This window comes from Streptomyces afghaniensis (assembly GCF_044327915.1).
GTDB lineage: Bacteria > Actinomycetota > Actinomycetes > Streptomycetales > Streptomycetaceae > Streptomyces > Streptomyces afghaniensis.
Window position 1 is genome coordinate 1 of the sequence record NZ_JBIRGJ010000004.1, and the last position, 16436, is coordinate 16436.

Sequence of the window (16436 nt, forward strand, 5' to 3'; positions counted from 1 at the left end):
CGCCCGGTCATCGCCGAACGGGGACAGCCTCACGGCTCCGGCCTGGGCATCTTCCGCTACGTGGTCGAACGCACGATCGCCTGGCTGCACGGCTTGCGCCGCTTGCGCATCCGATGGGAACGACGCGACGACATCCACGAAGCCTTCCTTGGCCTCGCCACCTGCCTGATCACCTACCGCCATCCAACGCCTTTGTTAGGACCTCTAAGTAGGGCTTGGGAACACGGCCACCACCCCTGTAACGAAAGTGACGGGCCGTCGGCCTGACTAGGACTACCGACGAAATTCGCTGACCTGCGGGAACGCGGTCTCTGAGGGGTAGGGGTCCCGCGTAGATGTGTGGAGCTTCCCGGTGAAGCCTTGTACACCGACGTCATCGGCCCGAGTGATCACCGCGCGTTCTGCGTACGCGGAGTGGCCAACCGACCCGCCGAACCTCATTCCGCCACGTGGCGAGCCGCATTTCGTCGGTTCCCCACGTTCCCGGCGTAGGCGGACACCGTGATCCCGCCGGGGATCACTGACAGCCCAGCAGCGGGCCCGCAGACCCCGAGTTCGCATAGTTGTTGCTGCGGTGAGACATCGATGCCTGACGCCGGTTCCAGGTCCACGCGTCCCCACCCAGGACGCGGACGGAGGCCGTGATTCCGGCCGGGCCGGGTCACAGGGTGGGGTTCTGCGGTTTGACGTACGTCAGCTCGGCTCGGTCGGTGGGCTGGGGCCCAGTGCTTTCGGGCGGATACACGATGCTGGTGGCGATGTCCGTCGCAGGTCCGTCGATCTTGTACCAGTCGACGGTGTCCCCGGGGAACAGGATGATCGGGTTGATGGTGTTGCCGTGCGCGTCGATACCGGTGACGATGATCGCCACATTGCCCGTGTTGGTCGGATGGATCAGGCCAGTCATCCCCAACCGCAGCCATCCGGTCGTAGGCGGAGCGACGGTCTCCAGGATTGTCCCCTGGGGAGGATGGTAGGGCGGCTCCACTCCGGATACACCGCCTCCTTCTGCGGGTTTTCCTGGATCAGGCGCTCCGCCGTCCACCACCCGTACGACGGGGACTTGGGTAATGGGCGCGTAGCCACCGCCCCCCGCGTTTTCGTGGCCGCCGCCCGAGGACATCCGCACCACGATCGTCGAGCGAGGGGGACCGACCACCACCCCCGCCGCCGGATCGTAGTGGTAGCCGTTCGGAATAGCCGCACCAAGCCCGGGCTCGTAGTGGTAGCCGGCGTCTACGTGGAACCCGCCAGGAGGGAGTTCCTCGCAGCGATCACGCCACAGGAAGCTGAGCAAGTCCAACTCGGCGACTCGCATCACGGCAAGTTCTCGATCGTCGCACATCCCGCCCCCTAGGTGACCCGCGGAAGTCCCGGAGCTTTGAGTGTGCACCACGCCACGGCACTTCGCCGGGAATCTGACCTCCAGCACCCTGGCGGGCCCGCAGGGCCAGCGTGCGACGGCAGCGCGGCCGCGGTGAGCGCCATGCACAACGCCCGCCCGTCGCCGGGGAGCTCCCACGGGGCATCCACGGCCTTCTCGCGACCGGTGACGCCGTACGGAACGGCGTGGAGGATCGTCTGCACGATGGTACGGGTACGGGTACGGGCGCGGCGGGTGGCCGTGATCTTCCCCTCCACGCTGCGCATGCTCTCGTCCAGGCCGTTGCCGAAGAGGCGCTGCTGGAGAGCAGCCTTGTGCCCGTCGCGACCCGCTGAACCTCATTCCGTCACCTGGCGAGCCGCGTTTCGTCGGTTCCCCTTCTGGTGTCACGGGGTTATGTGGTTGCGTGCGGCGCGGTTTCAGCATCGTGGCCATCCGGACTGGCCCAGGGCAGCGCGGTCTCGGGCTCGTAACGGCTGGAAGGCGGGGCTTCTGTGCTTCGGTGCTATCTCTTGATGGCGAGTGGCATGATCCTGAGGCCAGGTCACCACGGGTTGGAGGGGGAGCCGTCAGGATTGAGGCCATGCGGCCACAGCGTGAGGGCTAGGCTCTCTTGCTTCGAAGGAAAAGCAAAGGCGCCAGAATCGGCGGCTTGCAGGCACAGACGCTCGGCCTCGTCCCGTTCACCTGCCTCCTCGCGCATCATGGCCAGCCGGGCCAGGGCAAAGAGGTGGCCAGCGTTGGCGGCTTGTTGTACGAGGCGTTCGACCTCCTCGCGCTCCCCGGCTCTGTTCCGCAGCTCGACCAGCCAGGCCAGGGCATCGGTATCACCGCTGTCGGCGGCTTGTTGTGCAAGGTCTTCGGCCTCCTCGCGCTCCCCAATCCTCTCCCGCAGCTCGACCAACCAGACCCGAGCAGCAGCGTGGCCGGCGTTGATGGCTTGTTGTGCGAGGCGTTCGGCCTCGTCGTGCTCCCCAGCCTCCTGCCGCAGCTGGGCCAGCCAGAACAGGGCACCAGTATCGCCAGCGATGGCGGCTTGTTGTGCGAGGCGTTCGGCCTCGTCGCGCTCCCCGGCCTCTTCCCGCAGTTGGATCAGCCGCTCCACGGCATTGATATCGCCGGTGTCGGCGGCTTGTTGTGCGAGGCGTTCGGACTTGTCGCGCTCCCCAGCTCGCTTCCTCACACTGGCCAGCCAGCTCAGGGTATGGGCGTGGCCGGCGTTGGCGGCTTGTTGTGCGAGGCGTTCGGCCTCGTCGTGCTCCCCGGCCTCCTCCCGCCGCTCGGCCAGCCGGCCCAGGGCCTCGGCATATCCGGTGTCGGCGGCTTGTTGCGCGAGGCGTTCGGCCTCGTCGCGCTCCCCAGCCTCCTCCCACCTGAGGACGAGCCAGACCACAGCACCGGTACTGCCAGCGCTGATGGCCTGTTGCGCCAGGCGTTCGGCCTCGTCCCAATCTCCGGCGTGATACCGCGTGATGGCCAGGTGGTACAGGGCATCGGCGTATCCGTTGTCGGCGGCTTGTTGTGCGAGGCGTTCGGCCTCGTCGCGCTCTCCAGCCTCTTCCCGCCGGCTGGCCAGCAAGGACAGGGAAATGGCGTGGCCGGCGTTGGCGGCCTGCAGGTCCAGGCGTTCGGCCTCGTCGCGTTCTCCGGCTTTCTCCCGCATGATGGACAGCCGTACCAAGGCATAGGGCTCGCCGTTGTCGGCGGCTTGTTGTGCGAGGCGTTCGGCCTCGTCGCGCTCCCCAGCCCTCTCCCGCAGCTCGACCAACCAGACCAGGGCATCGGCGTGGCCGGTGCTGGCCGCCTTGAGCCGGAGTTGGTGGGCCCAGTAGTGGCGATATCGGGCGGCAGCAGCGTTGGCGAGGGTGGCGAGGTCGTCGGGGTTCGTAACGTGATCGTGTGCGGCCTGCCAGAACGATTCCGGGGGGCAGAGTCGGTGGCGAGTGTCCCGCGCGTGCTGTTCGAGGTAGTCCGCCAGCCGATAGATAGACGACGATCCGGTTGCTGTCGGGGGCGGGGCCAGAGTCGTGCGGCGGGGGCGGACGCGGCGTAGGGGAGCGAGGTTTCCGTGGACAGTTGTGCTGGTCTCGGCGAGGGTCTGTTCCAGCCAGTTGTCGTCCAGGGCGTCGTATTCGTCGTCGGTGAGGTAGTCCTCGGCCGCCTGAGCCAGTAAGGCCAGCGACAGGTGGAGGCCGGCGCCCAGGCGGCGGGCGTCCATGGCCGCCTGCAGCACGGCGCGCGCCGGAGGAGAGGCGGTGCGATAGCGGTGCAGTAGTTCCGGTGCTCCGGCCAGGAATTGGGTCACGCGCCCGTCGTTGGCGCACTCCAGGGCTTGATCGAGCTGCCGGTCGCCGCCCTCGGCGCAAACCCTGGCGGCGCTGAGGGCGGCAGTGTCGAAGTGGTCAGGCAGGACGATCTGCCGACCGGCCAACAGCTCGCGCACCTGCGGGTGCGGATCCGGTTGCCGGGGAGCTGGTCGAGTGGTGTAGGCGTGGGCGAACTCAGGCCACAACGTGCCCAAGACCAAGACCGGCCCGCAGGCGGGACTTGTGAGTAGAGCACGCACAGCAGCGGCGATGCGTTCACCGACCCCTCCACCAGCCCCGAGGTAGTGCTGCGCCTCGTTGAGCCATACCACCGTGCGGGGGCCGATGTGTCCAAGGTCGGTCAGCGCGGCCTCGGCGTGGGTGGGATCGTAGGGGTGCCACAGCCGCCACCCCAGAGGTGCCAGCGGCTGTACGGCCTCCCAGCAGGCGCGGGTCTTGCCGGTGGAGGAGGAACCGATCAGCACCGCCATCCGGCTGCTTCCGCTGGCAGCGGCGGCAACGAGGGTGGCCAGTTCCGCATCGTGCCGACGGCGCACATAGCCCGGCAGCGTCACTGCCCAGCCCTTCCCGTTCTCACCGCCCGACCTGCTGTGTCCCGCGGGGACGGGAGCCTCCACGGCGGGGTGAACCTCCAGGTCCAGAGGGTCCCAGTCCGCGATCGGCCGCCCCAGCCCACCCGGAACCGTGGCAGTGGCTCCCTCAGCTGAGAGCGAGTCCGCTGCGCCGTCAGCATGGGACCGCAAGGCCAGTAAGGAGTCGGCATCCAGGCCCAGGGCATCCGCGAGCGTCTTCACCGTCTGCGCCGAAGGCACGCGCGCGGAGGGATTGAAGACCTGTTGGACGGTGGTACGGCCCAGCCCGGCTCGGCGGGCCAGCTGAGTCTTAGTCAGGCGCTTGTTGACCAGGCCCCTCTCCAGGCGGGTACGCAGCTCACGCGCAGCTGCCGCCGAGTCCTGGGCATCCTCCGTGCTCACGCCGCTCCTGCCTTGTCTTTGGCTGTTGTTCGCCGGTGTTCATCTTCGACCTGCCGAACCATGGCGAACACCGATTTCGCGACATTCGGTCCAGGACAACGTCCGCCGTGCCGAGGAGGAATCGCCACCCGTGTCCGATAGCATCGCCCTAATCCTGCTTGCCTGTGCCCTGACTGTCGTGGTCGCCGCCTTGGTCGGGGCCGCCACTGGCTACCTTGCCCGCCGGGACCACGCCACTTACCCCGCTGCTCTGACCCGCGCGACCGTGGCCTTCGCCGCCACCCTCACCCTGGCCGCCACCCTCACCAGCGCCCTGGCCACCCTGACCGGTAGCTGAGCCCTGTGAGCGGCCCCAACCCTGCCCCACCGGCTGATGTCCGCCTCATTCCGTCACCCCGCGCACCGCATTCTGTCGGTGACCCGGACTAGGCCGCGTTGGCCCCATCGCAGTGACGGGCCCCGCGTACAGCGCGGGAGCCGCGCCACCAACGCTTCGAGCTCGCGGTTGTCTCCCTCGGGGGCGTAGCTCATGCCCCGAGCATGGCAGACCCCTCGCCCTCTGGAGCGGGAGAGGACGAGGGGTCGTCGGGGGGCTTACCCGTACTCCCGCCGGAACGGGCTCAGGGCCGCCGTCTGCGGCGGCGTCGGGCTCGGCTCCGACGGTGGCGGCTCAACAGGCTGGCAGTTCTAGCGCGGGTCGCCCGGGCCGAAGCCCTCGACGGGCCCGCACCGGTACGTGACGCCCGCGTAGGTGAACGTCCACCTGGGCGGGCTGCCGTCCTCGCCGTCGGTGCCGCTCCCGGGCCCGCAGTACCCGAACGCCGGCTGACTCAGGGGGCTGTCTGGGGACCGGGTCCTCGGAGGGGGTAGGCGGTTTCGAGTCCCGTTCTGACACAGCTGCTCACTGTGTCGACGCCTGCATGGTGCGCCGCGTCGGCGCATGTCCTCCGTTCACTAGCACCTCAACGGTGGAGTCAAGGAAAAGCCAGTCTGCAGAGCGGTGGCATTCGCAGAACTGATCCACCCTCACGCCCCGACCGAGCGTTCAGGGCGTGACGGCGTGGCCTGCGGTCGGTACACCCTGGCTCGACGGCCGGGCGGTGAGCAGCGGCAAGGTCATCGGCGTGCGCGTCTTGGGCCGCTCCCGAGTGCCGCGCCTGTTCCTCAGGCCTATGGGTGTGGGGGAGGTGTATTGAGGCAGCTCAGGCTAGATTCGGACAAGTGTGCGTGACGCGGATCGCGCTTGATTGACTCGGTCGGTAACTCTGCATTAACTCTGTGCTTCCTGTGAGAATTTTGTGACGGAGGGTGTGCTCCGTGAAGCGGGGGGTGGGGGCTGTGTTCGTTCTGCGTGCGCGAAGAGCGCGCGGGATGCTGCTGGGGGGTGTGGCCGCCTCGTTGGTGCTGTCTGCACTGCCGATGTCGCCAGCTGCGGCAGCGGCAACAACGCCTGCAGTGGCCACTGTTGTGGATGAGTCGACCGCGCTGGAGCAGGCGAAGGCTTCCGGCGAGCCCGTGGAGGTGATAGGCGACCGCACCGAGTACTCCACCACGCACGCCAATCCGGACGGCACCTTCCTGCTCACTCAGTCGTCCACGCCTCAGCGCGTCAAGCAGGAGGACGGCAGCTGGCAGCCCGTTGATCCCACGCTGGAGCGCCGGCCTGATGGACGGATCGTCCCCAAGGGCACCGCGGTCGACCTGTCCTTCTCCGGCGGTGGTTCCGGCTCCGACATGCTCAGCATGGGCAAAGGCGGCCGGTCCATCAGCCTCGGCTGGGGCGACCCGTTGCCCGAGCCGACGTTGAAGGGTGCAACAGCCACATACGCCGACGTGTTGGACGGGGTGGATCTGCAACTGACGGCGACTGCCGAGGGGTACCGCGAGGTACTCGTCGTGAAGACGCCTGAAGCCGCCGCCAATCCCGAGCTAGAGCAGGTCAAGCTCACCGCATCCGGCGACGGGCTGACCGTGGTTCCTGGTGCCGGTGGCGGTCTGCGGGCCGTCGATGAGGACGGCAACGCCCTCTTCAGAGGGCCGGCCGGGCAGATGTGGGACTCGGCCGGTGATGACACCGAGTCCGGTCCGCAGCCCCAACTCCTGGCAGCCGATGCTGACGCGGTGGTGAACGAGCCCGGGGAAGACGATCCTTCACAACCGGGCGAGGGAGATGCCAGCGCGGTACTGCCGGTCAAGGTGGACAACGACACCGTGGCCGTGCACCCCGACCTGGACCTGCTTCGTGGCAAGGACACCGTCTACCCGGTGTACATCGACCCCTCCGTCGGCCTGGGCGCCCAGGAGCGCACGAAAATCTCTTCCGACGGCGACAAGTTCTGGATGTTCGACGGCGGCAAGGGCGTCGGCAAGTGCGGTACTGCCGACGGCTATTCGTGCGGAGCCGGCTACGTCGACCGCATGTACTTCGAGTTCGCGCCAACGAAGCTCGCTGGCAAGTACGTACTGGACGCCACCTTCCGGGCCCGCGAGACCTGGTCGTACAACTGCACTCCCTACTGGGTGGACCTCGAGCGCACCGACAACATCTCCGAAGGCACCCGGTGGCCGGGCCCTAAGCAGCTGGACCAGATGGGCGACCGGTACGTCTCCGCCGGGCGCGGTGGCCTGTGCACGCCCGATCAGCCCGACGCCTGGATCGAGTTCAACGACAATCCCGACGAGGCGGACGAGAACCTGAAGAACACCGTCCGCTCCTTCGCGGATGGCAAGATCAGCCGCCTGACGCTGATGCTGCGGGCCAAGGACGAGGGCGAGCCCCGGGCCTGGAAGCGGTTCGACGACAACGCCGAACTGCAGGTCATCTTCGCCTACAAGCCGGGCACGCCCACCGACGTCGGCCTCATCCCTGGTGAAGGCACCACCACGTACTGCAAGAAGTCCTCGAGCGACCCGTTGATCGTCACCCGCAAGGACCCGATCGTGCAGGCCCGCGTCCAGACGAAGGTCGAGTCCAACAAGGGCGACCAGGAAGGATCCCTGCAGGCCGAGTACGTTGTGGAACGCGGCGACGACGCAGCCTGGCACCAGGTGTGGACCGGCCATGCGCCCGATACCGGCTGGCACCCAGACGGCACGCTGGAAAAGCTCCGCATGAGCAACCGGGCCGACGGCGGCCTGTACCGCTATAAAGCCCGCACCCAGTCCCACTGGTCCTACAGCGGAAAGTCCGGCGACCTGTTCTCCGGCTACAGCTCGTGGTGCTACTTCAAGATCGATTCGACGGCGCCGAAGCCGCCCCGCATCACCGCAGGCTCTCCCTACACCGAGTGTGTCGCCAACGTCTGCGAAGGAAAGGGCGGCCCGGGCGTGCCCGGCTCCTTCACCTTCCAGCCCAACACCGCCGACATCAACACCAGCGGCAAAACTGATGTCACGGGCTATGAGTGGAAGCTGCTGTCCACCCCAGCCAAATCGGTCGCCGGCGCCCTCAAGGTCACCGTCCCGAACGTGACCCCGCCGCTGTCAGGCACCCAGGTGCTGTCGGTGCGCGCCAAAGACGTCTACAAGCGGTGGGGCGCCTATCAGGAGTTCACCTTCAAGGTAGCCACCGCCGAGGAAGCGGTGGGTCGCTGGCACTTCAACGGAGTCCCGGGCTCCGGCACCATGACGGCTAAAGACACCGCCACCGTAGGCACGCGACACGACGCGACTCTCGTCGGAGAAGCCGGAACCGGCTGGTCGACCAGGGCCCGGCGCGGCGAAGCGGACTACGCGCTGCGCCTGAACGACGACGCCACCGACCCAGCACAGCAGACCGGCCACGCAGCAACCTCCGCTGCAGCGGTCAACACCCGCGACTCCTTCACCGTCTCCGCCTGGGTCCAGTTGTCCAACGCTTCGGCCAACCGAGCAGTGCTGTCCGCGCCCGGCACGAACGGCAGCTCTTTCACCGTTTACTACTCCGCTGCCTACAAGAAGTGGGTCTTCAACCGCGCAGACAAGGACCAGACGGACCCGGCGTATATCCGCTCGATGGCCGACCACGAGAACCCACCACTCAACGTGTGGACGCACGTGGCGGGCGTCTTCAAGACCGAAGGCGATGACAACCTCCCGGACACCGACCCGGCCAACGACACCATCCAGCTGTTCATCAACGGCCAGCCCCAGGGCCAGCCGGTGGTCCTTTCCAAGGCCGCACCCGCCTACACCCCATGGACTGCGAGCGGAGGACTGCAGTTCGGCCGCTCGAAGGCGGGCGGCAAGTACGTCGACTACCACTTCGGCCTGCTCGACGAAGCCGCGGTGTGGCAGCGGGCCCTGCAGCCGGCAGAAGTCGCGGACGAAGCCCAGGTGCTGCAGAACGGAGTGCCGGCCAACGAATTGGTCGCGCACTGGGACGCCACCACCGCCAAGGGCAGCCAGGTCGCCGAGACCACGGCCTACCCGCTGTCGGCGATGACACTGTCCGGCTCCGGCGCCACGCTGAACGAGGAAGACAACGCCCTGTTCCTGGACGGTACAGCCGGATATGCCGCCGCCACCGGCCCGGTTGTCGACGAGACCGGCTCGTTCACGGTGTCGGCGAGCGTCCGACTGGATTCAGCGGCCCTCAACGCCAAGCCGGTCGGATACCAGGCACAGGTGGCCGCCCAGCGCCTGAGCGGGGAGTCCTCTTGGGCTCTGTGGGTCATGAAGCCCGACGACGGCATCTACCAATGGAAGTTCACCCGCACAGCCGTGGGACCGGACGGCAAGGTCACTCAAAGCGCGCAGGTGCCGGCAGCGGACGTGGCCGCCACCGACACGTGGGTTCAGATCACGGGCACTTTTGACGCCCAGGAAACCTGGGAGTGGACCAACCCAGCGGACGGCACGACAGAAGGCCGCTACGGCAAGCTCCACCTGTACGTCGGCGGATTCGACCAGCCCTCGGAAACAACGCCCGGCTTCTCCACCCCGCAACAGGGGAGCGGACAGCTGAGCCTGGGCCGCGGAACCGCCTCAGGCAAGACCGTCCACTACCTGCCCGGCGGCCTTCAGGACCTGCGGCTCTGGACCGGAGCCATGACCGCCAACCAGGTGCGCTCCCAGGTGCTGGACACCCCCGACGCCATCTGACACTCCCGTAGCCCGTTGTGCTGGTGACCGGCGCCCTGCGCCTGCGCATGTCCGCCCAACACCAGCACAACGGGCCCGCTCCCCGCTTGCTCTCCGTCGTCTCAACGGCACGCGTCCGGCGCGCTGCTGCCTGGCGCCGTATCAGGAAGACACCACATGAACCCCTCCGGCATCCCCGGCCCTGACCCAGGCCGCAGAAGCAAGACCGCGAGACACTGGGCCTGTCGCCTAGCCGCAGTCACCGGACTGGCCATGCTTCCCGGCCTGCTCGCACCCGTGGCGTTCGCCGCCGACACCGATCCCCTGGGCGCTCCTCGACTGAAGGAGCCCCGCTCGGCCAAGGTCAGCCCGTTCACAGCGAAGGTGAACAAGAAGACTGCCGCGATAGTGACGAAGTCCGCAGAAGCGGACCAAGCGGCAATCGCCCGCGCACGCCATGACCGGCAGAAGCAGACCACATGGCCCAAGGCCGGCAAGGCACATCTGACCCTTCCGACCAAGGGCACGGCCAACGCCACACCAGGCTCTCTCCCCGTCACCGTGACTGCACCGGCCAAGAGCCGGAGGGCTCAGTCCGTCACCGTGGAGGTCCTCGACCAGAAAACGGCGACGAGGCTCGGCATCAAGGGCGTCGCCCTCAAGATCACAGGCCCCAAGGGAGGCGGCAAGGCCAGGCTGGGCGTCGACTACTCAGCCTTCGCCTCCGCCTACGGCGGCGACTGGGCCGGACGCCTGAAACTGACCCGATTGCCTGCCTGCTCTCTCACCGATCCGGCCACCACGAAATGCCGCAAGCGCCTCGACCTCCCATCGGCCAACGACCGCACGAAGGGACGGGTATCTGCCCCCGTCAGCTTGCCAGCCTCCGGTACACCCATGATGCTCGCGCTGGCCGCCGGAACACAATCCGCGACTGGCGACTACAAGGCAACCCCGCTGTCGGCCTCCTCGACCTGGGAAGCAGGTGGCTCATCGGGCACGTTCACCTGGTCCTACCCGCTGCGTGTGCCGCCGGCCGCGGCCGGGCCCCAGCCCACGCTGTCCCTCTCGTACAACTCTGGCGCCGTCGACGGACGCACGGCGAGCACCAACAACCAAGGCAACCAGATCGGTGAGGGCTTCGACCTGGCCGAGTCTTACATTGAGCGTAAGTACGGCTCATGCGACGACGACAGCCAGACGGACAAGTTCGACCTGTGCTGGAAGTACGACAACGCATCCCTTGTCCTCAACGGCAAGGCCACCGAACTGGTTAAGGACGACACCACGGGCAAGTGGCGCCTGAAGAATGACGACGCCTCCACCGTCACGCATTCCACGGGCGCCGACAACGGCGATGACGGCGATCCCATCGTCGATGGCAAGGGCGACGGCAAGGGCGAATACTGGACCGTGAGCACCGGCGACGGTACTCAGTACGTCTTCGGCCGCAACAAGCTGGACGGCGCGGGGACCGGTGATCGCACGAACTCGGTCTGGACCGTTCCGGTCTTCGGCGATGACTCCTCAGAGCCCGGCTACAGCAGCGGCTCATCATTCGCTGGCCGGGCCAAGAGCCAAGCCTGGCGCTGGAACCTCGACTACGTCGTCGACACCCACGACAACGCCATGTCGTACTGGTACACAGCTGAGCACAACAACTACGACAAGCTCGGCGACGACACCACCGGAACCGACTACGTTCGTGGCGGCTACCTCAAGGAGATTCGCTACGGCCAGCGCGCCGGGGCCCTCTTCTCTGGTTCCCCTGCGGCCTCGAACAAGGTCGTCTTCGACTACAAAGAGCGCTGCGAAGCATCCGGCGCAGGCTGCGACTCACTGACCGAGGACACCCGGGACAACTGGCCGGACGTACCGTTCGACGCGGTCTGCAAGGACGGTGACAAGTGCAGCGGCAATACTGCCCCGACGTTCTTCACCCGCAAGCGCATGACCGCCATCACCACCTACGCATGGAATACGGCGGCCACCACGCCCGACTTCGCCCCGGTGGACGTGTGGACGCTTAAACAGCGCTACCTCGACCCGGGCGACACGGGTGACTCGACCGACCAGTCCCTGTGGCTGGACGAAATCCGGCATACCGGCAAGCGCGGCACCGATCTGTCACTGGACCCCGTCAGATTCACTCACGAGATGCGGGCCAACCGCGTTGACGGCACGGACAACATCCTGCCCCTGCACAAGCCGCGCCTGAAAACCGTCACATCGGAGACCGGCGCCCAGACCATCCTCACCTACCTGGACGCCGACTGCGTCCCGGGCCAGGCCATGCCCAAAGCCGACCAGAACACCAAACGCTGCTACCCGGTGTACTGGTCCCCCAACGGAGAGAAGGACCCCGTCCTCGACTGGTTCCAGAAGTACCCGGTCAGCTCCGTGCAGACCACCGACCCACGCGGCGGCTCGGAAGCAGTGCAGCATGCCTATCAGTACTCCGGCGGCGGTGCCTGGCATTACAACGATGACCCGATGACTCCGGCAAAGGAGCGCACGTGGTCCGTATGGCGTGGCTTTGAGAGAGTCACCCACGTCGTCGGCAATTCAACCGGTACCCAGAGCAGAACAGTCACCATCCATCTGCGAGGCATGCACGGCGACCGCGTACTAGGGTCGGACGGCAAGAGCCTCGATCCCGATGCCCGCAAGACGGTAGAGGTCTCGGGCATCAAGGCCGCCGCGATCGCCGACTCTGACCAGTACGCCGGTTTCACCCGCGAGACGGTCACCTACAACGGCGCTGCCGAGGTCGTCGGCACCATCAACGATCCATGGTCCAAGCGAACGGCCACCCAGCACAAGTCATACGCCGACACCGAGGCGTACTACGTGCGCACCGGCGCTACCCACACCCGCACCAATATCACCAGCAAGCTCAACCCCTACGACCGGGTACGCACGGTGAAAACTACCTTTGACGACTACGGCATGGCCGCTACCGTCGAAGACCAAGGAGACACCTCAGCTCCCGGCGACGAGAAGTGCACCCGCACCTGGTACGCCCGCAACGACGCCAAGGGCATCAACGCCCTGGTCTCCCGTACTCGGACCGTGGCCAAGCTCTGTGCCACGGCCGACTCCGAACTCGACCTGCCTGCTGACTCAAAGCGCTCAGGCGACGTCATCGCCGACACCGCTACGGTCTACGACGACACGACAGCCGCCGCGTGGTCAGCGTCGCTGAGTCCGACTAAGGGTGACGCAAACTGGACTGCACGGGCCAGGGGATACAGCAGCGACGGAGCCCCCACCTGGCAGAAGGTAGCCACGACGACGTTCGACTCCTTCGGCCGTCCACTCATCGTCAAGGACACCAACGGCCTGCAGGTCTCCAAAACGACCTACACACCAGCAGCGGCCGGTCCCGTGACAGCCTCCGTTGTTGAGGACGCCAAGCTGTACAAGAAGACGACCAAGGTCGACTTCGCCACGGGTGCCCCCCTCAAAGTGACCGACCCCAACTCCAGGGTCACAGAGAGCGAATACGACAGCCTCGGGCGTATCACCAAGGTGTGGCTGCCTAACCGTCTCAAGGCGTTGAACAAGACGCCCAACTACGTATACACCTACAGCGTCACCAGCTCCGCCATGTCCTGGGCCGCCACCGAGACACTGAAGGGCGACGGTTCCGGCTACACCACCAGCTATACCTTCTACGACTCACTGCTGCGCACCCGCCAGACGCAGTCCCCCACGCCGCAGGGCGGCCGGCTCATCTCGCAGACGCTCTACGACACCAGAGGCCTCGCGGTCAGCCAGCAGTCCGACATCTGGGACAGCAAGTCACCCCCCAGTCCCAGCGACGCGCAAATCTCCGCCGGGCAGGCGCCGATCCAGACGGACACCACCTATGACGGCGCCGGCCGTCCGATCAAGGCAGTCACCAAGACGCACGGCACCACACGCTGGACAATCAACACCGCCTACACCGGCGATTCGGTCACCACCAGCGCCCCTAGCGGAGGCCAAGCCACCGCCGTGGCCACCAACGCTCTCGGCCAGACCACCCAGCGCCGCGAGTATGGAGGCCCGCAGCCCAGCGGCACCGACTACACCACAACCAGCTACACCTACACGCCAGCAGGCCAGCAGGAAACTATCACTGGTCCTGAACAGGCCAAGTGGTCATATGGCTATGACCTATTCGGCCGCCAAGTCACGGAGACGGACCCGGCGCGAGGCAAGAGCACCACCGAATACAACTCCCTCGATCAGGTCCTCAGCACCACCCCGAACGACGACTCGAACAGGAGGCTTCTATACGAGTACGACGAGCTCGGCCGTAAGACAGGCATGTGGCAGGTCTCCAAGACCGACGCCAACAAGCTTGCCGCCTGGACCTTCGACACCCTGGCGAAGGGACAACAAGACACCGCGGTCCGCTACAACGGCGGTGTCGGCGGACAGACTTACACACAGAAGGTCACCGCATACGACCCGCTGTACCGGGCTGCCGGCAGCCAACTACTCCTGCCTGAAGACGACCCCCTGGTGGCCGCAGGCGTCCCCAAGACCCTCTCCTTCACCAACGGCTACAACCTTGACGGGACCGTCAGCCAGTACGACTCTCCCGCGATCGCCGGACTACCTGCGGAAACGGTGTCCTACAAGTACGACCAGACCGGCCACCAGACCAGCTCAACCGGCACCACCGGCTACCTCCAAGGCGCGACATTCTCCCCTCAGGGCGACCTACGCCAACTCTCCTTGGGCATAGACCCCGCAGACACGTCGAAAAAGGCTTACCTCAACTGGGACTACGAGCCAGGCACACGCCGACTTACCCGCGCCTACGTCACCGACGACGTACACGACTACATGCCGCAAGAGCTGAAGTTCACCCAGGACGACGCTGGCAACGTCACCTCCATCTTCGACGCCACCACCCAGGGCGGCACCACCAAAGCTGACTACCAGTGCTTCATCTACGACGGTCACCGCCGCCTAGCCGAGGCCTGGACACCGAAGACAGCGGACTGTGCCGCCTCCGGCCGCGCCATGTCCAACATCGACGGCTCAGCCCCCTACTGGACCTCATACACCTACACCCCCGCCGGACAGCGCAAGACCGAGACCAAGCACACCTCCTCAGGTGATCAGACCGCCACTTACACATACGACGACACGACGAAGGACAACAAGCCGAACACGCTCGACAAGATCACCGGAGCCCGCACCGGCAGCTACTCCTACGACATCAGCGGCAACACCACCTCCCGCCCCGGTCCGACGGCCCAGCAGACCCTGGCCTGGAACACCGAGGGAGAACTGACCAAACTCACCGAGAGCACGAAGGAGACCACCTACCTCTATGACGCGTCCGGCGAGCTGCTGATCCGACGATCCAAGGGCGACGGCGACACCGTCCTATACCTGCCCGGCGGCAACGAAGTTCGCCTCACAGTTCAAGGCACGACAAAGACCCTCGCCGGCACGCGCTACTACACTGCCAACGGCCAGACCACCGCCGTACGTACTGCGGTAGCCGGCACTTCAGGCACCAAGCTCCGCTTCCTGGCCGCAGACCACCATGGCACGTCAAGTATCGCCCTCGATGCGAGCACGTACGCGGTCACCAAACGCCACAGCACGCCCTTCGGCGGGACACGGGGCCCAAAGGCGACCACCTGGCCCGACGACAAGGCAATCATGGGCAAGCCTGCCGATGAGTCCACAGGCCTGACCCACGTCGGTGCCCGCGAGTACGATCCCTCGGTCGGCCAATTCATCAGCACCGATCCGATACTCACGCTCGACCAGCACCAATCCCTCAACGGCTACGCCTACGCGAACAATGCACCCGTCACATTCAGCGATCCGACAGGTCTGTGTATCGACCCTGGCAACGGTCACTGCATGCCCGATGATGGCGGCAAACTGGGGCACCAGAAGCCGGACAAGCGATGGGGCCCTCCGCCCTACGACGGCCCCTACGACGGGACACGTGAAAGCGTCGGTCTAGGCGGCGGAACAGCCAGCACCAACAGCAAAGGCAGCGTCAAGGTCACACTGCTGGTGGGGCCGGGTGACGATTCACGGTCGACTCCTGATAGCGACATCTACGCAATGGGCACCAACCCTGCGTGGGACCCCAGTGGGATCAAGGCTTCTGAAGAAGCGCAGAAACTGGCTGCAGCGGAATTCTGGAACAATCTTCCGTGTGCCAAGGGAGATGCTGCCTGGCAGTGCCAAGCGCGCAGAAGTTGGGGACAGACAGTTTCCCTCTTCGGTCCCTTCGTCGGTCTGGTAGGACGTCCGGGTGTGGAGGCGGGGGTCGTTAAGGTCTACCGCGTTGAAGGTCAAGCAAATTCACGCATAAAGATCAGGAATGGGTACCCCCTCATCAAGGGGGCAGAAAAGAAGGTAATATTTCTCAACTTTGGCAACTCTAAGCGGGCCAACTCGTATCTTTCCAGAAGGGTTGAGCAGTACGGAAGTTCCCACACGGTCACCTTCCAGGTTGACCGGGAATTTCTCAACCACCTGAGAAACAACGCCGTTCCCGAGAAAATGGCCAGGAAGTACCCTGACAGTCCCTTGGTGGTCGATAGGAAGTACCCAGACCAGTACGGACTGCGGCCCGAGCAAACCAAGATGATGTTCGACTATATAATCCCGGGAACGGCTGAAGTCCTGGACTAGCCAAGGTGATGGGAACAAGGGGGCTAT

General features: G+C 66.0%; 5 protein-coding genes and 1 pseudogene. 4 read left to right on the plus strand and 2 right to left on the minus strand.

Annotated features, from left to right (window positions below; translation table 11 throughout):
- Nucleotides 1-177: pseudogene (locus ACH4G3_RS14575) on the plus strand (transposase); the annotation flags it as partial.
- Nucleotides 178-661: 484 nt separating this feature from the next.
- Here ACH4G3_RS14575 and ACH4G3_RS14580 read toward each other — a convergent pair.
- Both ACH4G3_RS14580 and ACH4G3_RS14585 read right to left on the minus strand, forming a co-directional pair.
- On the minus strand, nucleotides 662-1345 hold the full coding sequence (locus tag ACH4G3_RS14580; RefSeq protein WP_397624773.1) for a hypothetical protein: 684 nt from the start codon (nucleotides 1343-1345) through the stop codon (nucleotides 662-664).
- 583 nt (nucleotides 1346-1928) lie between these two features.
- Nucleotides 1929-4685 carry a helix-turn-helix domain-containing protein gene (locus ACH4G3_RS14585; RefSeq protein ID WP_397624774.1) on the minus strand — a complete coding sequence of 919 codons (2757 nt, stop codon included), beginning with the start codon at nucleotides 4683-4685 and terminating at the stop codon, nucleotides 1929-1931.
- A gap of 178 nt (nucleotides 4686-4863) precedes the next feature.
- On the opposite strand from ACH4G3_RS14585, the gene ACH4G3_RS14590 reads away from it, so the two are divergent.
- The 3 genes from ACH4G3_RS14590 to ACH4G3_RS14600 all read left to right on the plus strand — a co-directional run bounded on the left by ACH4G3_RS14590 (nucleotide 4864) and on the right by ACH4G3_RS14600 (nucleotide 16409).
- Entirely contained in the window at nucleotides 4864-5022 is a 159-nt protein-coding gene (locus tag ACH4G3_RS14590) for a hypothetical protein (RefSeq protein WP_397624775.1), read from the plus strand.
- A gap of 1034 nt (nucleotides 5023-6056) precedes the next feature.
- The gene (locus tag ACH4G3_RS14595; RefSeq protein WP_397624776.1) at nucleotides 6057-9767 is read left to right on the plus strand and encodes a laminin G domain-containing protein; all 3711 of its coding nucleotides are present in this window, start codon (nucleotides 6057-6059) and stop codon (nucleotides 9765-9767) included.
- Between the two features lie 156 nt (nucleotides 9768-9923).
- Nucleotides 9924-16409 carry an RHS repeat-associated core domain-containing protein gene (locus ACH4G3_RS14600; RefSeq protein ID WP_397624777.1) on the plus strand — a complete coding sequence of 2162 codons (6486 nt, stop codon included), beginning with the start codon at nucleotides 9924-9926 and terminating at the stop codon, nucleotides 16407-16409.
- The last annotated feature ends 27 nt before the right edge of the window (nucleotides 16410-16436 follow it).